Annotated in this window: 14 protein-coding genes; 6 read left to right on the top strand and 8 right to left on the bottom strand. The window is 64.5% G+C overall.

The features are described 5' to 3' along the window. The first annotated feature begins 83 nt into the window (after nt 1–83). The 3 genes from AM2010_RS10910 (at nt 84) to AM2010_RS10900 (ending at nt 6,067) form a co-directional block, all read left to right on the top strand. Nucleotides 84–1,283: an efflux RND transporter periplasmic adaptor subunit gene (locus AM2010_RS10910; RefSeq protein WP_047807084.1), complete on the top strand. Its 1,200-nt coding sequence runs from the start codon at nt 84–86 to the stop codon at nt 1,281–1,283. Between the two features lie 3 nt (nt 1,284–1,286). Beyond that, complete coding sequence (locus AM2010_RS10905) at nt 1,287–4,781, top strand: efflux RND transporter permease subunit (RefSeq protein WP_047807083.1); 3,495 nt, start codon at nt 1,287–1,289, stop codon at nt 4,779–4,781. A 77-nt stretch (nt 4,782–4,858) separates the two neighbouring features. Then, complete coding sequence (locus tag AM2010_RS10900) at nt 4,859–6,067, top strand: DUF445 domain-containing protein (protein ID WP_047807082.1); 1,209 nt, start codon at nt 4,859–4,861, stop codon at nt 6,065–6,067. Between the two features lie 7 nt (nt 6,068–6,074). Here AM2010_RS10900 and AM2010_RS13815 read toward each other — a convergent pair whose 3' ends face one another. From AM2010_RS13815 to AM2010_RS10885, 3 genes are all read right to left on the bottom strand, one after another. Then, nucleotides 6,075–6,971, bottom strand: a complete 897-nt coding sequence (locus AM2010_RS13815; RefSeq protein ID WP_053044065.1) for an energy transducer TonB — start codon at nt 6,969–6,971, stop codon at nt 6,075–6,077. A 95-nt stretch (nt 6,972–7,066) separates the two neighbouring features. After that, entirely contained in the window at nt 7,067–7,996 is a 930-nt protein-coding gene (locus tag AM2010_RS10890; protein ID WP_047807081.1) for an electron transfer flavoprotein subunit alpha/FixB family protein, read from the bottom strand. Nucleotides 7,997–8,049: 53 nt separating this feature from the next. Beyond that, nucleotides 8,050–8,796, bottom strand: a complete 747-nt coding sequence (locus AM2010_RS10885) for an electron transfer flavoprotein subunit beta/FixA family protein (protein WP_047807080.1) — start codon at nt 8,794–8,796, stop codon at nt 8,050–8,052. Between the two features lie 236 nt (nt 8,797–9,032). On the opposite strand from AM2010_RS10885, the gene AM2010_RS10880 reads away from it, so the two are divergent. Next, nucleotides 9,033–9,530 (top strand): DUF6265 family protein, encoded by a 498-nt coding sequence (locus AM2010_RS10880; protein ID WP_244881989.1) that lies wholly within the window; start codon nt 9,033–9,035, stop codon nt 9,528–9,530. Nucleotides 9,531–9,551: 21 nt separating this feature from the next. Here the strand turns inward: AM2010_RS10880 and sucC are convergent, their stop codons facing one another. Beyond that, nucleotides 9,552–10,751: an ADP-forming succinate--CoA ligase subunit beta gene (sucC, locus tag AM2010_RS10875; protein ID WP_047807079.1), complete on the bottom strand. Its 1,200-nt coding sequence runs from the start codon at nt 10,749–10,751 to the stop codon at nt 9,552–9,554. Between the two features lie 102 nt (nt 10,752–10,853). Here sucC and AM2010_RS10870 point away from each other — a divergent pair, with 102 nt between their 5' ends. Further along, nucleotides 10,854–11,642 carry a 3'(2'),5'-bisphosphate nucleotidase CysQ gene (locus AM2010_RS10870; protein WP_047807078.1) on the top strand — a complete coding sequence of 263 codons (789 nt, stop codon included), beginning with the start codon at nt 10,854–10,856 and terminating at the stop codon, nt 11,640–11,642. 64 nt (nt 11,643–11,706) lie between these two features. On the opposite strand, the gene AM2010_RS10865 is transcribed toward AM2010_RS10870, so the two are convergent. Then, entirely contained in the window at nt 11,707–12,396 is a 690-nt protein-coding gene (locus AM2010_RS10865; RefSeq protein WP_047807077.1) for a YiaD family glycine zipper/OmpA-like lipoprotein, read from the bottom strand. Nucleotides 12,397–12,558: 162 nt separating this feature from the next. On the opposite strand from AM2010_RS10865, the gene AM2010_RS10860 reads away from it, so the two are divergent. Further along, nucleotides 12,559–13,851: a hemolysin family protein gene (locus AM2010_RS10860; protein WP_047807076.1), complete on the top strand. Its 1,293-nt coding sequence runs from the start codon at nt 12,559–12,561 to the stop codon at nt 13,849–13,851. 76 nt (nt 13,852–13,927) lie between these two features. Here AM2010_RS10860 and AM2010_RS10855 read toward each other — a convergent pair whose 3' ends face one another. From AM2010_RS10855 to ileS, 3 genes are read right to left on the bottom strand one after another with little or no spacing between them, the layout of a single operon-like run. Beyond that, the gene (locus AM2010_RS10855; RefSeq protein ID WP_047807075.1) at nt 13,928–14,356 is read right to left on the bottom strand and encodes a DUF3035 domain-containing protein; all 429 of its coding nucleotides are present in this window, start codon (nt 14,354–14,356) and stop codon (nt 13,928–13,930) included. 1 nt (nt 14,357) lies between these two features. Beyond that, nucleotides 14,358–14,888 (bottom strand): signal peptidase II, encoded by a 531-nt coding sequence (gene lspA, locus AM2010_RS10850; protein WP_047807074.1) that lies wholly within the window; start codon nt 14,886–14,888, stop codon nt 14,358–14,360. Continuing rightward, complete coding sequence (ileS, locus tag AM2010_RS10845) at nt 14,885–17,797, bottom strand: isoleucine--tRNA ligase (RefSeq protein WP_047807073.1); 2,913 nt, start codon at nt 17,795–17,797, stop codon at nt 14,885–14,887. The genes lspA and ileS overlap by 4 nt, the downstream gene beginning before the upstream one ends. Nucleotides 17,798–17,804: the final 7 nt, after the last annotated feature.

Raw genomic sequence — 17,804 nt, 5'->3', positions numbered from 1 at the left:
GGTCGGCCTAAGGAAATCTGCACTATTGTCAGGAGTGAGTTATCGCTATAACACACTCCGCGATCCATAAGACCGAGAGCGCGATGAATTACGAGAGTCCCGTGACTGCGGAAACGGCCGAGGCCTATCCTGCCGACCTCGTCGATGAGAACGAAGCGCGTAGCCGGCAGCGGCGGCGGTGGGTCATCATCGGCATTCTGGCGCTGATCGTGCTGGGCGGGATCGCATTTTTGCTCACCCGCGGGGGCGAAAGCGGCGCAGCCGGGGCGGGCGACGATGAGTCGCAATTGCCGGTAATTTCCGTGATCACGCCCGGCAAGGCGACGATCCAGGGCAAGATCGAGGCATCGGGCACACTCGCCGCGCGTCGCCCCCTGCCGGTGGGATCGGTCGGGGAAGGCGGGCGCGTCCTTTCGGTTCCGGTCGACGCCGGCGACTGGGTAAGCCAGGGACAGGTACTCGCGGTGATCGACCGGGCCGTACAGGTGCAGCAGATCGCCAGCGCCAACGCCAATGTCGATGTGGCGCAGGCCGATGCGGACCTTGCCCAGGCCAATCTCGACCGCGCGCTGCAACTGGTCGATCGCGGGTTCATTTCCAAGGCCGATGTCGATCGGCTCACCGCCACGCGCGATGCCGCCAGGGCGCGCGTGCAGGTTGCGCGTGCGCAATTGGGTGAGCTGCGCGCGCGGACCGCGCGGCTCAATATCTATGCGCCGGCCTCCGGCCTTCTGCTCGAACGCAATGTCGAACCGGGGCAGACCGTCGGTGCCGGCAGCGCGGCCCTGTTCACCATTGCCAAGGGCGGCGAAATGGAAATGCTGGCGAAAGTCAGCGAAGGGGACCTGGCGCGGCTGTCCGTGGGGACGGAGGCCAGTGTCAGGCCGGTCGGCGCGGGCACGGACTTCACCGGCCAGATCTGGCAGCTGTCGCCCACGATCGAGGCGGGGAACCGGCAGGGTACTGCGCGGATCGCCCTGTCCTATTCCCCCGAACTGCGCCCCGGCGGTTTCGCCAGCGCGACCATCAACAGCGGTACGGTCGTCGCGCCGATGCTGCCCGAATCCGCGGTCCTCTCGGACGACGAGGGCAGCTACGTCTATGTGATCGACGGCGAGAACAAGGCGCAGCGGCGCTCGGTCCGGCTGGGGCTGGTATCGGCCGGCGGGATCGCAATTGCCGAAGGGTTGTCGGGCAACGAGCAGGTCGTCCTGCGTGCCGGCGGCTTCCTCACCGCGGGTGAAACGGTTTCCCCGCGCAAGGTCGATGCGGACGGAAACTGAGGCATGAACTTCCGCAACATTTCTGCCTGGTCGATCCGAAACCCGGTCATTCCGCTCGTCATGTTCACGGCGCTGCTGCTGGCCGGCCTGCTGTCGTTCGCGCGGATGGACGTGGTCAACAATCCCGACATCGAATTCCCCGCGGTCAACGTTTCCATCTCGCAACCTGGCGCGGCACCGACAGAGATCGAAAACCAGATCACCCAGCGCGTTGAATCGGCGGTGCGTTCGATCAACGGCGTGAAGTCGATCAATTCGACCGCCAGCGAAGGCAATTCCAGCACTTTCATCGAGTTCGAGATCGGCATCGATCCCAACGATGCGGTGTCGGAGGTGAAGAACGCGATCGACCAGATACGCGGCAGCCTGCCCGACGGTATCATCGAGCCGCGCGTGACCAAGGAAGAAATCGCGGGCGGCTTCCTCGGCATCTTTGCGGTCGAAGCCGACGACATGACGATCGAGCAGCTCAGCTGGTTCATCGACGATATCGTCGCCAAACGGCTGCTGTCGGTCGAAGGCATGGCGGAGGTCAACCGGTTTGCCGGCGTCGATCGCGAGATCGAGGTGATCATCGACCTGGAGCGGATGCAGGCCTTCGGCGTCACCGCCAGCCAGATCAACACTGTCCTGCGCCAGACCAATATCGATGCCGCGGGCGGCAACACCGAAGTTGGCGGCACCCGGCAATCGGTCCGTGTCCTGGGCAGCACGGAAACCGCGTTCGAACTTTCGCAGCGGCAGATCCAGCTTGGTGACGGACGTACGGTCAAGCTGGCCGATGTCGCAACGGTGCGCGATGGTTACAGCGAGCGGACCTCAATCAGCAAAGTGCGCGACAAGGAAGTGGTGAACTTCGCCATGTCGCGCGCCAAGGGCGCGTCCGACGTCACGGTGTTCGAGGCTGCAAAGGAAGAGATTGCCGCGATCGAGGCCGAAAACCCCGGCGTGCGCTTCATCCCGCTGTTCAACTCGGTCAAATATACCGAAGAGCAGTACGAAAGCTCGATGGCCGCAATGATCGAAGGCGCGATCCTGGCGGTCGTGGTGGTCTTCTTCTTCCTGCGCGACTGGCGCGCGACCGTTATCTCCGCGATCGCGATTCCGCTCTCGGCCATTCCGACTTTCTGGTTCATGGATCTGCTCGGGTTCAATCTGAACTCGCTGTCGCTGCTCGCGCTCGGCCTGGTTGCCGGCGTTCTGGTGGACGATGCCATTGTCGAGATCGAGAATATCGTTCGCCACATGCGAATGGGCAAATCGGCCTATCAGGCTTCCATCGATGCGGCGGACGAAATCGGGCTGCCGGTCGTTGCGACGAGCTTTTGCATTGTCGCGGTGTTCCTGCCGGTCGGGTTGATGCCCGGCATTTCGGGGCAGTTTTTCAAGAACTTCGGCATCACGGTGGTGATCGCGGTGCTGATGTCGCTCGCCGTGGCGCGCATGATCACGCCGATGCTCGCCGCCTATTTCCTCAAGGCCAAGGGGCACGCATCGCACGGCGAAGGGCCGATGATGGACCGCTATATGCGCGTCCTGTCGTGGTCGCTCGATCGGGGCAAGATGCATGCCCGGCGCGCGGGGCTCGAACCGCCGCGCAACCGCGTTCTTTACGGACTGGCCTTTTCCGCGATGGTCCTGGCGCTCATTGTCGTGCCGTGTGCCGTGGTCTTCATGGCATATGGTGTCATGCAGGGCATCGGCCTGCCCGAACTGGTCGCCGGCGCGGTTACCGCCGACATCGAAAGTTTCGTGCACTGGCTGATCCTCAAACCGCTGGAAATCGTCGAACTGGGATTGGCCGTCGTGGCCGGCTTCCTGGCGGGCTGGATCCTGCTCAAGGTTCTCGGCCTGCCCTGGAGCGGGCGTATGCGGGACAGCTGGAAGTGGCTGGAAGCCCGCTTCTACGATCACCGCGTGTGGATGATGATGACCGGCTATTTCGCGCTGATCCTCACCGTTCTGCTGTTCATGAATGTCCCGCCGCAGTTCCAGCCGCAGATCAACAGCGACAACAGCCGGGTCGAAATCGAGATGGTCCCGGGCACGACCCTGGAAACCACCGAGCGGGTGGCCGACGAAGTTGCCCAGATCCTCTATCGCGAACCGGAAGTTCTGCGCGCGCTGGAGCGTGTACGGGTGGGCAATGCCTCGATCTACATCACGCTGAAGCCCGACCGTGAACGCACTTCGATCGAGTTCGAGCGCGCACTGGCCCCGGAACTGGCGCAGATTCCCGATGCCCGCGTCCGGTTCCAGTCACAGTCGGGCGGATTTGGCAGCGGCCGCGATCTGACCGTCATGCTCGCCGGGTCGGACCCTGACCTGCTGGAGGAAACCGCGGCGACCCTGGTCGAGCAGATGAAGGGGCTCGACACCCTCGTCGCGCCCCGCATCAGCGCCGATATCAATCGGCCCGAAATTATCATCGAACCGCGCGCCGACCTGGCGGCGGAGCTCGGCGTGACGACGGCCGCGCTCAGCCAGACGATCCGCATCGCCACCCTGGGCGAGATCGAACAGAACGCGGCGAAATTCTCGCTGTCCGACCGGCAGATCCCGATTCGCGTGAAACTGCCCGAACAGTCCCGCGAAAGCCTGACGACGATCGAGAATCTGCCGGTCCCCACGCGCACGGGCGGCACGGTGCCGCTGTCGCGAGTGGCCGATGTCAGCTTCGGATCCGGCCCGACCTCGATCCAGCGCTACAATCAGAACCGGCGCGTTCTGGTGGGCGCCGATCTGGCGCAGGGCGTCGTGAAGGGCGAGGCCGATGCGCAGATCAACGAGCTGCCTATCCTGCAGGACCTGCCGCAGGGCGTGATCCGCGATCTCGTCGGTGAAGACGAATGGCAGCAGGAAATGCTCGGCAGCCTGATGATCGCCATTCTTTCCGGGATCCTGCTGGTCTTCGCCGTGCTGGTGCTGCTTTACAAGCGGCTGATGAGCCCGCTGGTCAACATGACCTCGCTCGCCCTGGCGCCGCTTGGCGGCATTCTGCTCGTCTGGCTCGTCGGCCAGCCGCAGTCGATGCCGGTCTATATCGGTATCCTGCTGCTGCTCGGCATCGTGTCGAAGAACTCGATCCTGCTGATCGACTTCGCGCTGGAAGAGATGGACAAGGGCACGCGCAAGCTCGACGCCATTCTTGACGCCGGGCACAAGCGCGCGCAGCCGATCGTGATGACGACGGTCGCGATGACTGCGGGCATGGTCCCCGTTTCGCTCTCTCTATCGGGAGACGGAGCATGGCGCGCGCCGATGGGCACTGTCGTTATCGGCGGCCTGATCATGTCGACATTGCTCACCCTGCTGATCGTGCCGGCCGGATTCAGCCTGGCGGATGGGCTGGAAAAGCGGCTTGGCCCCTGGCTGCGCAGTCGCCTGCTGACGTACCGCCCGGGCGAGGATGAAGGCCCGCCGCCGCCGAGCGACAGCGGCGAAGTTCCGGTGCCCGCCACGCCGCGTTCGCCGCCGGGACCGCAGCCAGCAGAGTGAGCGGCGAAACCCAGCCGCCTTCGGCGCGTTCAGAGGTTATGAGGCGCGCTCCACTCCCGCCCGATCGTGCGCGCCGCATGCGCCTGACGGCCACGGCCATGCTGATCCTCATGGCCGGGATCTTCCTTGCCACGCATCGCCTGCTCGATGCCCATCCGGCCTGGGGCTATGTCCACGCATTTGCCGAAGCGGCAATGGTCGGCGGGCTGGCAGACTGGTTCGCGGTAACGGCGCTGTTCCGCCACCCGCTCGGCCTGCCCATCCCGCATACGGCGATCATCCCGGAGAACAAGGACCGGATCGCCGACACGATGGCGCAGTTCCTGCGCGAAAACTTCCTGACCCCCGCCGTCGTCGCCCGGCGGATGCACGCGATGAACATGGCCCGCGCCATCGGGGATTTCCTCGTTCGCGCGCCCGAGGGAACGCAGACGCGGATCGGCGCAGGCGCTGCCGAGCTGTTTGCCGGCGTGCTCGAATCGCTCGATCCTGATCGGCTCGGCGGTCAGGTGCGCAGTGGGCTGAAGCAGCAGCTTGAGCGGTTCGAGGTCGCCCCGCTGCTGGGCCAGATGCTGGAGGCGGCGATTGCAGACAAGCGGCACCTGCCGCTGATCGATGCGATTATCCGCTGGGCGGGCCTGACGCTGGAAGACAACGAGGAAATGGTGCGGTCGATGATTCACAAGCGCGCCAATGCCCTGTTGCGCTGGACCGGGCTCGACGAACGGCTGGCGAATTCGGTTCTCGACGGTCTTTATCGCCTTCTGGCCGAAGTCCTCGTCGATCCCGAACATCCGCTGCGACACAAGATTGAAGAGGGGCTGGAACAGGCGGCCCGCGATCTCGTGCACGATCCCGCCACGCGGGAGAAAGTGGAGCGGATGAAGCGCGAGTTGCTCGACAATCCGGCCGTCGCCGACTGGTGGCAGGGGGTATGGGAACGCTTGCGGACCCGGCTGGTGACAATGGCGCGCGAACCCGATTCGGCGCTCGACGGGTGGCTTGGTTCGACGCTGGGCGAGATCGGTGGTGCGTTACGCCAGGATGCGCGCCTGCAGATGCAGGTCAACCGGTTTGCCCGCCGCACCGCTGTCGGCATCGCCACCCGCTATGGCGGGCAGATCGTGCAGCTGGTGTCCGAAACCGTCCGCCGCTGGGATGCCCGCACGATCACCGACCGCCTGGAAAGCGCCGTCGGGCGGGATCTTCAATTCATTCGCATCAACGGCACGCTGGTGGGCGGGCTGGTCGGCGTGACCATTCATGCGGTGAGCAGCGCGCTGTGACGCGTGCTTATAGGAACCGGCCGATCTTGAAGACGACACTGCTGGTCCAATATGACGCGACCGGTTGCCCGTTCGCGTTCCGGGCGGGGGTGAACCGTGCGCGGTGCCGCAGGGCCTTGCAGGTGGCCTCGCGAAACGCGGGGTCCGAATAGGCCGCCTGTACGATGCAATCGGCAACGTCGCCGTTCTCGTCCACTGCGAGGCGGAACCGAACCGCCCCGGGCAAACTGTCGCGCATGGCAGTTGTGGGATAGTCTGTCGGCCGTACCCACATGCGATAATTCGAACGGGGCTGAGGCATCGCCTGGAGCGCGGCCTGCACTTCGGGATCATAGCCCCAGCTTCTGACGAGATCGAGCAGGCAGGTATCCATTGCCGCCATGGCCTTCGTCAGGCTGCCGGTGCGCAGGGACACGGGCTGTTCTACCCCCGATGCGATGGTGAAGGCTTCTGCGCGCTCGGCGAACTCTGCCTCGATCCGTTTCAGGTTCTGGGGTGCGCTGTCGCCGTCAACATGGGCGAGAACGGACTCGGGAATCAGTTGGCCAACAAATTGCCAGACCGTCTGGCCGTCGTCTGCCGTCCCGAACATGGCGTGGAGCTTACTCTCCGCCTCCTCAACCGGTTCGAGCCGGTAGGCCAGCCGTTTGCCATCGGGAAGCAGCGGAGCGCCGGCGATCAGGAACTCGATCTCGGTATCGGGCCGATACTTCGCCAGCGTCAGCAGAACCGCCTGCTCACCCTCGCCGAACGTGCGCGAGAGGCGGCAGGCTTCCTTGTCGTAACGAAGCTGCCACGGTGAGGATGGGGTCAGGTGCACTGGCTCGTCGGCCGATGCCGGATGGCCCGCAAAAATTGCCGCAAACGCGGCGGCGCTGGCGGCCAGGACGGATACTGACTTCATCGTGCGTTCCCCCCGATAGACACGGCGACGGTAGGCGCACGTATAACACGGGCGGCGCCAATCAGAAGGCGGCACCGCCCGTTGTCATGCAATCTTCAAAGTTTCTCGGTCAGTTCCGGCACCGCCTTGAACAGATCAGCCACCAGGCCGACGTCGGCGACCTGGAAGATCGGGGCGTCCTCGTCCTTGTTGATCGCGATGATCGTTTTGGAATCCTTCATCCCGGCGAGGTGCTGGATCGCGCCCGAGATGCCGATGGCGATATAGACTTCGGGCGCCACGATTTTGCCTGTCTGCCCCACCTGGTAATCGTTGGGGACATAGCCGGCATCGACTGCCGCGCGGCTTGCGCCCACGCCTGCGCCGAGCTTGTCGGCCAGCGGCATGATGTATTCCTCGAACGTTTCGGCATCCTTCAGCGCGCGGCCGCCCGAAACGATCACTTTGGCGCTGGTCAGTTCGGGGCGTTCGCTTTTTGCCAGTTCCTGGCCCACGAAGCTGGAAATGCCGGCGTCGCCGGTGCCCGAGACGGCTTCGACAGTGCCCGATCCGCCTTCGGCCTCGGCCTTGTCGAACGCTGTGCCGCGAACGGTGATCACGAGCTTCGCATCGCTCGACTTCACCGTGGCGATTGCGTTCCCGGCATAGATCGGGCGAGTGAAAGTTTTGTCGCCTTCCACCGAAAGAATGTCCGAAATCTGCATCACGTCGAGCTGCGCGGCAATGCGCGGGGCGATGTTCTTGCCGGTCGTCGTCGCGGGCGCGAGGAAGGCGTCGTGATCCTTCATCAGGTCCGCCGCAAGCGGGGCGACGTTTTCGGCCAGCTGATGTTCGTAAGCCGCATCGTCCGCCAGATAGACGGTGCCCACGCCGGCAATCTTGGCGGCTGCATCGGCGACGGCCGAACAGCCGCTGCCGGCCACGAGCAGGTTGACGTCGCCCATCTTGGTGGCCGCGGCGACCGTGGCCAGCGTGGCATCCTTCACCGAAGCGTTATCGTGTTCGACCAGAACGAGAGTTTTCATGATTTCCTACCTCAATGTCCGTTCGCAGCACGAACGGATGATGGATTCGAAGTTCAAGCGATACCCAGCGCCTTGATCTTGGTGACCAGCTCGTCGACGTCGGCGACCTTGATGCCGGCCTGGCGCACCGGGGGTTCGGCAACGTTGGTCGTCGTAAGCCGCTGCGTCGTATCCACACCGTAATCCGCAGGGCTCTTGGTATCGAGCGGCTTGGACTTGGCCTTCATGATGTTCGGCAGCGAGGCGTAGCGCGGCTCGTTCAGGCGCAGGTCGGTGGTCACGATCGCCGGCATCGTCAGCTTGACCGTTTCCAGCCCGCCGTCGATTTCACGCTTCACTGTCACGCTTTCGCCGTCGATCTCGACCGTATTGGCGAAGGTGCCTTGCGGCCGGCCGGTCAGCGCGGCGAGCATCTGCCCCGTCTGGTTCGAATCGTCGTCGATCGCCTGCTTGCCCAGGATCACCAGGCCCGGCTGTTCCGCCTCGTAGATCGCCTTGAGGATCTTGGCGACGGCAAGCGGCTCGACCTCGTCGTCGGTCTGAACCAGAATCGCCCGGTCGGCACCCATGGCAAGCGCAGTGCGCAGCGTTTCCTGCGCCTTGGCCGGGCCGATCGAAACGGCGACGATTTCTTCCGCCTTGCCCGCTTCCTTGATCCGGATCGCCTCTTCCACCGCGATCTCGTCGAACGGGTTCATGCTCATCTTGACGTTGGCCAGGTCGACGCCCGAACCGTCCGTCTTGACGCGCGGTTTGACGTTGTAGTCGATCACCCGTTTGACGGGCACGAGGATTTTCATCGGTTGTCCTTCCTCTCGAATTACACGAGGGTTCGCCTAGCTAGCGTTTACGTAAGCGTCAAGTCGCGAGGGCTTGCCTGTGATGGTTGAACTTGCCGTCTCTCCTCGCGTTCCGGGGCGATGAGGTCAACCCACGATCGCTTTACGCGGCTCCCATCTCGGGATACTGCTGGCCCAGTCGATTGCGGGGGGAGCCAGCGATGTTTCGAAATGTGATTGGCATTTGGGCCGCGATATTGTCGATCCCCGCGGCTGCGCAGGAAACCCGGGTTCCACCTCCAGATCACGTGCCGCCGCCGGCGTCTATTGGGGAAGTCGCGTGGCTGGCTGGCGACTGGACAGGATCCGGGATCGATGGGGCGCCGGCTGCGGAAATGTGGTTGCCGCCGTCAGGCGATACGATGGTCGGCCTGTTCGTTCAGGAAAATTCGGCCGGTGGACTAATGTTCACCGAGCACATGTACATCGCCGAGGAAAACGGCAGCCTTGTCGTTAAGCTCAAGCACTTCGATCCAGATCTTACCGGCTGGGAGGAAAAGGACGACATGGTCCGGTTCCGCCTGGTCTCGATCGAACCTTGTGCAGTCTATTTCAGCGCGCTCACCTATCGCTGCGACGGCGAAAACGGCCTGGTCGTAGCGGTGCGAATGAAAGGTGCGGACAAGGACGTGAACGAATTGGTATTCCGTTTCGTGCGGCGCAAAGCGGCTGCCGAGGCGGGACCGACGCCTTAGCGACAGCCCCGCCCGAACCGGTCACGCAGCCTGCTTGACTTCCGCCACGATCTTGCGGGCGGCGTCGCCAAGATCGTCCGCGCTGACGATCGGCAGGCCGGAGTTGTTGAGAATGGCCTTGCCCTGTTCGACGTTCGTGCCTTCGAGGCGGACGACCAGCGGGACCGAAAGATTGACGTCTTTCGCCGCGGCCACGATGCCGTCGGCAATCACGTCGCACTTCATGATGCCGCCGAAGATGTTGACGAGGATGCCTTCGACCGCCGGGTCCTTGAGGATGATCTTGAAGGCAGCGGTCACCTTCTCGGTCGTGGCGCCGCCGCCAACGTCGAGGAAGTTGGCGGGGAAGGCGCCGTTGAGCTTGATGATGTCCATCGTCGCCATCGCCAGGCCCGCGCCATTGACCATGCAGCCGATATTGCCGTCGAGCTTGATGTAGGCGAGGTCGTACTCGCTGGCTTCGACCTCGGCCGGGTCTTCCTCGGTCTCGTCGCGCAGCGCCTCCACGTCCTTGTGGCGGAACAGAGCATTGCCGTCGAAGCTCATCTTGGTGTCGAGCACGAGCAGGTTGCCGTCTTCGGTTTCCACCAGCGGGTTGATCTCGAGCATTTCGCAATCGAGATCCATGAACGCGGTATAAAGCTGCTTGGCCAGCTTCTGCGCCTGCTTGTTGAGATCGCCCTTCAGCTTGAGCGCGAAGGCCACCGCACGGCCGTGGTGCGGCATGAAGCCCTGCGCCGGGTCGATGGTGATGGTGGTGATCTTATCGGGCGTCGAATGGGCGACTTCCTCGATATCCATGCCGCCTTCGGTCGAAACGATCATGGCGACGCGGCCGGTGGCGCGATCGACCAGCATCGAAAGATAGTATTCCTCGGCGATGTCGACACCGTCGGTGACATAGAGGCGGTTGACCTGCTTGCCCGCATCGCCGGTCTGCACGGTCACGAGCGTGTTGCCGAGCATTTCCCTGGCGTTGGCTTCGACATCCTCGACGCTTTTCGAAAGACGAACGCCGCCCTTGGCATCGGGGGCCAATTCGGTGAACTTGCCCTTGCCGCGGCCGCCGGCGTGAATCTGCGCCTTGACCACGTAAAGCGGGCCGGGAAGTTTCTTCGCGCCTTCGACAGCTTCTTCGACGGTCGTTGCGGCATGGCCGGCCGGTATGCCGATGCCATATTTCGCGAGCAGTTCCTTGGCCTGATATTCGTGGATGTTCATGGAAGGCGGGCCCCGTTGTTGCGGATGGGAAGGATGCCGCGCGCATAAGCACGGATTAGCCGACTTGAAAAGTCCGGCGTCCGCTCCCAACAGCGAAGGACGATGATCGATCGCGCCCGTCTGGAAGAAATCGTCCGTGAAGCCGGGCGCATTGCCTATGGTGCCTGGCCGGGTGCCGGGCACGCGCTGGAAAGCTGGGAGAAGACGCCGGGTAACCCGGTTTGCGCGGCCGATCTTGCGGTCGACGCGTTTCTGCGCCGCGAACTGGGGCGGCTGCTCCCTTCGGCGGGCTGGCTTTCGGAAGAGACGGTCGACGATCCGGCCCGGCTCGAACGCGGGCTGATCTGGCTGGTCGATCCGATTGACGGCACGCGCGATTTTATTCGTGGGCGCACCGGGTGGGCGGTATCGGTCGCGCTGATCAGCGAGCACCGCCCGCTGATGGGGATGCTCGCCGCCCCGGCTCGCGACGAAGAGTGGATCGGTGTTTCCGGGCAGGGCTCCTGGCGGAATGGGGAGGCGCTTCATGCGTCGCGCCGCACGACTTTCCCCGGGGCGCGGGTTCCGGCCGATTCGCTACCCAAAGAGGATCGCGACCTGACGACGGTCGACAAACCCAATTCGATTGCCCTGCGCGCGGCGATGGTTGCGGCGGACGAAGCGGACCTGCTGGCCACGCTGCGGTGGGGGTACGAATGGGACATTGCCGCCGCGGCATTGATCGCGCGCGAGGCGGGGGCCGCAATCAGCGACGCCTTCGGCCACCCCCTCAATTACAACAAGCGCGACCCGAGAGCCTTCGGGCTGCTGGTCAGCGCGCCCGACATTCATGCCGCTGCGGTCGATCGTCTTGCCACGCGCGCCCACACGCTGGCGCGGCCCCAGCGATAGCACACAAAAAAGGGCCGATCCGTCAGGACCGGCCCTTCCAGCTCTTGTCAGAGAATTGGGGACGTCAGCGGTTCTGCGCTGCGTCGATTTCCGCCTGGCTCAGCGGGATAATCTTGATTTCGACGCGGCGATTGCGCTGCCGGCCATAGTCGGTCGAATTGTCGGCAACCGGCATCGTTTCGCCGAAGCCCTGCCAGCGGATACGGGCGGAATTCACACCGCGGCTGGTCAGGTAGTTGGCAACCGTCTGCGCCCGGCGTTCGGAAAGGCTCTGATTGAACGAATCCGAGCCGGTCGAATCGGTATGGCCGTAAACGTCGATCAGACTGTTGGGATATTGCGTCAGGCTGCCTGCAACATCATCCAGCGTGGAACGGAACGCGGGCTTGAGCGTCGCGCTGCCCACATCGAAGGTCACGCCATCGGGCAGGTTGACCAGAATCGCCTGGCCATCGTCGACTTCGGTCACGTCCACGCCCGAACCGGCGGTCGATTCGCGCAGTTCCTTGATCTGCTGATCCATCTTGTAACCCACGACACCGCCGACTGCGCCGCCACCGACCGCGCCGATGATACGACCGGTCTTGCCACCGATCAGCCCGCCGAGCAGCGCACCCGCTGCCGCACCGCCGACGCCGCCGATCGCTGTGCGCGAAATCTTGCGCTCACCGGTGTTCGGATCGGTTACGCAGGCCGAAACACTTACCAGCGACATCGCGGCAAGGCTGGCAACGATCATTTTCGACTTCTTCATGGGTAATTCCCCTCTGCTGCAAACGCATTGAGCCGTCGGGGCCGGATGGCCCCCCGTCTCGCCATTGCGAAACGCCGCAAGGGTGCGCCTGTTCCCCGTTCCCGTCAACGCTGCGTGTACATGAGGCTGGCGCGGCGCGGCATTTGTGCTAGCGATCGCGGCGTGACACCTTTCCCCTGGCCAGACTTGCTCATTATCGCCGGGCTGATCCTGCTCAACGGCGTGTTCGCGATGTCCGAACTGGCGATCGTTTCGGCCCGCACGGCGCGGCTCACGTCCGCGGCGGACAAGGGAAGCAGCGCCGCTGCGACTGCGATCGCGCTGGCCGCCGATCCGGGCAAGTTCCTTTCGACCGTGCAGATCGGCATCACGCTCGTCGGCATTATCGCCGGCGCCTATTCAGGCTCCAGCCTCGGCGGGCCGGTCGGCGAACGGCTTGAGGCGCTGGGGCTGTCGCCGGCCTATGCGGACGAGGCAGGCTTCGCGGTGGTTATCGCGCTGACGACATACGGCAGCCTCGTGGTGGGTGAGCTGGTGCCCAAGCAGGTCGCTTTGCGCGCCGCAGTCCCGATTGCGCTGGTCATGGCGCGGCCGATGGCATTCCTCGCCCGCGTCGCTGCGCCGCTGGTGTGGCTGCTCGATACATCGTCGGGCCTTCTGATTCGGCTGCTCGGCGTCCGGCCTGGCGGACAATCGAGCGTTACGGCCGAGGAACTGCACATGATCTTTGCCGAGGCGACCCGGTCGGGCGTAATCGAGGTCGATCAGCATCAGATCCTGGCCGGCGTCGTCCGGCTGGCCGAAAAACCGGTGCGCGATGTGATGACGCCGCGGACGGAACTCGACTGGGTTCACGTCGATGCCGACGAGACCGAAATGCGCGCCGCGATCGACGCGAGCCCGCACTCGTTGCTGCCGGTGGCGGATGGCTCCCCCGACAGGATCGTGGGCGTGGTCAAAGTGCGCGAAGTGCTGGCACGAATGGTCGCGGGCCAAACGGTGTCGCCGCGCGCGATCATGCGTCAGGCGGAAGTCGTCCCGGACCAGCTCGACGCGATGGATGCGCTGCGCGTTCTGCAGCAGTCGGAAGTCGCGATGGCGATGGTGCATGACGAATACGGCCATCTCGACGGGATCGTCACTCCGTCCGACCTGCTAACGGCGATCGCCGGCCAGTTCGTCAGCGATCAGGACCAGGGCGAACAGCCCGGTATCGTCGAACGTGCCGACGGATCGCTGCTGGTATCGGGCGCGCTGCCTGCGGACGACCTGGCCGACCGCCTGGGCCTCGAATACGGCGAGGATCGCGAGTTCGCGACCGTCGCCGGCTACGTGCTTTCGGTCCTCAAGAATCTGCCGCAGGAAGGGGAAACCTTCACCGATCAGGGCTGGCGATTCGAAGTCGTCGATATGGATGGGCGCAAGATCGACAAGGTGCTGGTCGCGGCCGAATAGGCCAGCCGCATATCACATGCATACCAGCATCGCCGGGGGGGGGGCCTACGCCCCGCGCCGGCGGAAACAGTGTGGCTCAGCCCGGAATAACCGCCTGGGCATACTGACCGTCACCCTCGGGCGCGGCGACGATGTCGCGGGTCACGCTGCCTTTGGCGACCGTATTGGTTTCCGGATCGCCGACGGTGGAGCGGATGCCGGGTTCGGCCGCGCCCGCACGGTCGAGAACGCTGGTTTCGACCGCGCTGCGCGGTGCCGGGCCGCCGAACAGCGCCTCCAGCGCCTGCTCGCCCGCAGTGCCTTCTGCCGGGCGCGGCGCGCCGGGGGCGGGGGGCACGAGGTTGAAATCGGGCGGCACGACCAGCGGAGCCTGCCGCTGGACTGCGAATTCGTCAGGCCGTTCGCGGGCGAGAATGCCGCCGTCGCTGCCGCACGCGGCCAGCATGGCGCTCGCGCCGGAAAGAAGGGCGATGGTGGTCGCTTTGCGCCTCGAAAAATGGCTCATATCAGCTCTCCGCGGCGTCGGGCGCCGTCTCGGTTTGGGATGTTTCCTCCTTGTCGCGCAGGAAAAACGCGCGGGCAAGGATAATCAGGACGCCGATGGTGATCGCGGCATCGGCGATGTTGAAGATCAGGAAGGGGCGAAACTCGCCGAAATGCAGATCGGCGTAATCGATGACATAGCCGTATTCGTACCGGTCGCGGATATTGCCCAGCGCGCCGCCCAGGATCAGGGCAAGCCCCAGGATTTCGCCCAGCACCTTCTCGCGCAGCATCCACACGGTGACGACGAGTGCGATCAGGCTGGTCACCCCGACCAGCATCCAGCGCATTTCCATCGAATCGGCCTGGAACATGCCCAGCGAGATGCCGAAATTGTAGGTCATGCGAAAATCGAAGAAGGGCAGCAGTTCGACCACGTCGCCCCGCTTCATCGCCAGCGTCTGGGTGACGTGGTGCTTCATCGCCTGGTCGGCCAGGAACAGCACGACGGCCACCACGAACCCGATCAGGCGAAATTTCGTGACCCTGTTCATGCCGCATCGTCCATTCGTGCGATCACATCTTCGCAGCGCCCGCACAGCGCGCCGTCTTCCGCCACTTCGGGCAGGAGCCGCCAGCAGCGGCCGCATTTGTGGTCTTCGGTGCGCGTCACGGTCACGCCGTCGCCCTGCCCGCGCGCGACTGACGCGGTGATGAACAGCTCCGCCAGATCGGCATCGCCGAAGCCATCGGGCACGGCGCCCGCGGGCACGGTGACTGCCGCTTCGAGGCCGGAGCGGATCGTCTTTTCTCGCCGCAACGGCTCGATTGCTTCCATCACCTGTTCGCGCAAGTCGCGCAGCTTGCCGAAGCGGTCGGCGAGGGCCGGATCGACCCAGCTTTCGGGCATCGGCGACAGTTCGAGCAGGTGCACGCTGCCGCGATCGGGGAAGCGGGTCGTCCACACTTCTTCCGCCGTGAACACCAGAACCGGGGCGGCATAGCGCACCAGCGCGTGGAACAGGATGTCGAGCACGGTGCGATAGGCGCGGCGGCGCAAGTCGCCTTCGCCGTCGCAATAGAGGCTGTCCTTGCGGATATCGAAGAAGAAGGCCGAAAGGTCCTCGTTCGCGAAATCGACCAGCGCGCGGGTATATTCGTTGAAATCGAAATCGGCGATCGCGCGGCGCAGCGTGGCGTCGAGCGCGTGGAGTTCGCCCAGGACATAGCGCTCCAGCTCCGGCATTTGGGCCGGGTCCACGCCTTCCGCATCGCGGTCGAACCCGTCGAGCGCGCCGAGCATGTAGCGGAAGGTGTTGCGCAGCTTGCGATACTGGTCGGCGACCCCTTTCAGGATCTCGTCGCCGATCCGGTGATCCTCGGTAAAGTCCACCGATAGCGCCCAGAGGCGGATGATATCCGCCCCATACTGCTGCATCACCTTGTTCGGATCGACGGTGTTGCCGAGCGATTTCGACATCTTCTTGCCGTCGCGCGCCATCGTGAAGCCGTGGGTGAGCACGGCATCGTAAGGCGCCCGCCCGCGCGTGGCGCAGGCTTCGAGCAGCGAGGATTGGAACCAGCCGCGATGCTGGTCCGACCCTTCGAGGTAGAGGTCCGCCGGCCAGCGCAGTTCGGGCCAGCGCCCGCTTTCGAGCACGAAGGCGTGCGTGCAGCCCGAATCGAACCACACGTCGAGAATGTCGGTCACCCGTTCGTAATCCGCCGGGTCGTAATCGGGGCCGAGCAGGTCGGCGGCGGCTTCTTCCGTCCAGGCATCGACGCCTTTCGCGCGCACGGCCTCCACGATCCGCGCGTTGACCGCCGGGTCGGCGAGGTATTCGCCGGTCTTGCGGTCGACGAACAGCGTGATCGGCACGCCCCAGGCGCGCTGGCGCGAAAGAACCCAGTCGGGTCGCCCCTCCACCATCGCGCCGATGCGGTTGCGGCCCTTTTCGGGCACGAAGCGGGTATCGTCGATCGCCTGCATCGCCCGGCTGCGCAGCGTGCCGCCACCATCGAGCTCGCGGTCCATCGGCACGAACCACTGCGGGGTGCAGCGATAGATGACCTTGGCCTTGGACCGCCACGAATGGGGGTAGGAATGCTTGTAGTCGGCGCTGGCCGAAAGCAGCGCGCCCGCTTCGCGCAAGTCCGAACAGATCGGGCCGTCTGGCGCATTGAACTTCGGATTGATGACCGACATGCGCCGTTCGTCGTCGCCGCCGAGCCAGGCCCAGTCGTCGCGATAGCGGCCATCGGCTTCGACCACGAACTTGGGCGTCAGGCCGTGCGCCTTGCACAATGCGAAGTCGTCCTCGCCGTGATCGGGCGCCATGTGGACGAGGCCGGTGCCCGAGTCAGTCGTGACGAAATCGCCGGCGAGCAGCGGGCGGGGCTTGAGGAAGAACTCGATCGCCTGCGAGTCCCCGCGAAGGCGGGGACCTTGGGCCCCCTGGTCGGACGTCGCGCGCGATCGGCTGAGGTCCCCGCCTTCGCGGGGACTCACGAGCTTGGCGATCGGGTGGCGGGCGACGGTGCCGGCGAGGTCAGAGCCCTTGCCGCGCCAGACCGTTTCCCCCTGAGCTTGATCCGGGGTGTCGCTTCCACCCGCGAGACGATGGAGGGTTTCGTCGGCCAGCGACGCAGCCAGCAAGAGCCGGCGCCCATCGACATCGCGCAGGACATATTCAATCTCCGGCCCATAGGCCAAAGCCTGGTTGACCGGGATCGTCCACGGCGTGGTCGTCCAGATCACCGCGTGGGCGCCGATTAGTTCGGGGATCGGGCTCTCGACGATTTCGAACGCCACGTCGATCTGGGTCGAGGTGATATCCTCGTACTCGACTTCGGCTTCGGCCAGCGCGGTCTTTTCCACCGGGCTCCACATCACCGGCTTGGCGCCGCGGTAGAGATTGCCCGCCTCGGCGAATTTCATCAGCTCGGCGACGATTGTCGCCTCGGCCCCGAAATCCATCGTCAGGTAGGGATTGTCCCAGTCGCCGTTAATGCCCAGCCGTTTGAGCTGTTCGCGCTGCGTATCGACCCAGTGCTGCGCATAGGCGCGGCATTCGGCGCGGAATTCCGCCGGGGGCACCTCGTCCTTGTTCAGCTTCTTCTTGCGGTACTGTTCCTCCACCTTCCATTCGATCGGCAGGCCGTGGCAGTCCCAGCCGGGCACGTAAGGCGCGTCCTTGCCCAGCAGCGTCTGCGTGCGCACCACCATGTCCTTCAGCACGTGGTTGAGCGCATGGCCGATATGCATGTCGCCATTGGCGTAGGGCGGCCCGTCGTGGAGCACGAACGTCTCGCGCCCCGCGCGTTCCTCGCGCAGCGTGCGATAGATGTCCTGTTCTTCCCAGCGCGCGAGAATGCCCGGCTCCTTCTGCGGAAGGCCGGCCTTCATGGGGAAATCGGTCCTGGGCAGGAAGACCGTGTCTTTATAGTCGCGCTGTTCAGTCATGCGGATG

The sequence above is a fragment of the Pelagerythrobacter marensis genome (assembly GCF_001028625.1).
In the GTDB taxonomy this organism is placed as follows: Bacteria; Pseudomonadota; Alphaproteobacteria; order Sphingomonadales; family Sphingomonadaceae; genus Pelagerythrobacter; species Pelagerythrobacter marensis.
Note: the sequence above shows the minus strand (reverse complement) of the source record. Positions and strands in the feature narration are given on the sequence as shown.

What these genes read in the sequence shown, in the direction of transcription:
- lspA (WP_047807074.1), bottom strand. Translation starts at nt 14,888, where the DNA reads ATGAACAGGGTCACGAAATTTCGCCTGATCGGGTTCGTGGTGGCCGTC.
- AM2010_RS10900 (WP_047807082.1), top strand. Translation starts at nt 4,859, where the DNA reads ATGCGCCTGACGGCCACGGCCATGCTGATCCTCATGGCCGGGATCTTC.
- AM2010_RS13815 (WP_053044065.1), bottom strand. Translation starts at nt 6,971, where the DNA reads ATGAAGTCAGTATCCGTCCTGGCCGCCAGCGCCGCCGCGTTTGCGGCA.
- AM2010_RS10890 (WP_047807081.1), bottom strand. Translation starts at nt 7,996, where the DNA reads ATGAAAACTCTCGTTCTGGTCGAACACGATAACGCTTCGGTGAAGGAT.
- AM2010_RS10885 (WP_047807080.1), bottom strand. Translation starts at nt 8,796, where the DNA reads ATGAAAATCCTCGTGCCCGTCAAACGGGTGATCGACTACAACGTCAAA.
- ileS (WP_047807073.1), bottom strand. Translation starts at nt 17,797, where the DNA reads ATGACTGAACAGCGCGACTATAAAGACACGGTCTTCCTGCCCAGGACC.
- sucC (WP_047807079.1), bottom strand. Translation starts at nt 10,751, where the DNA reads ATGAACATCCACGAATATCAGGCCAAGGAACTGCTCGCGAAATATGGC.
- AM2010_RS10905 (WP_047807083.1), top strand. Translation starts at nt 1,287, where the DNA reads ATGAACTTCCGCAACATTTCTGCCTGGTCGATCCGAAACCCGGTCATT.
- AM2010_RS10910 (WP_047807084.1), top strand. Translation starts at nt 84, where the DNA reads ATGAATTACGAGAGTCCCGTGACTGCGGAAACGGCCGAGGCCTATCCT.
- AM2010_RS10865 (WP_047807077.1), bottom strand. Translation starts at nt 12,396, where the DNA reads ATGAAGAAGTCGAAAATGATCGTTGCCAGCCTTGCCGCGATGTCGCTG.
- AM2010_RS10870 (WP_047807078.1), top strand. Translation starts at nt 10,854, where the DNA reads ATGATCGATCGCGCCCGTCTGGAAGAAATCGTCCGTGAAGCCGGGCGC.
- AM2010_RS10855 (WP_047807075.1), bottom strand. Translation starts at nt 14,356, where the DNA reads ATGAGCCATTTTTCGAGGCGCAAAGCGACCACCATCGCCCTTCTTTCC.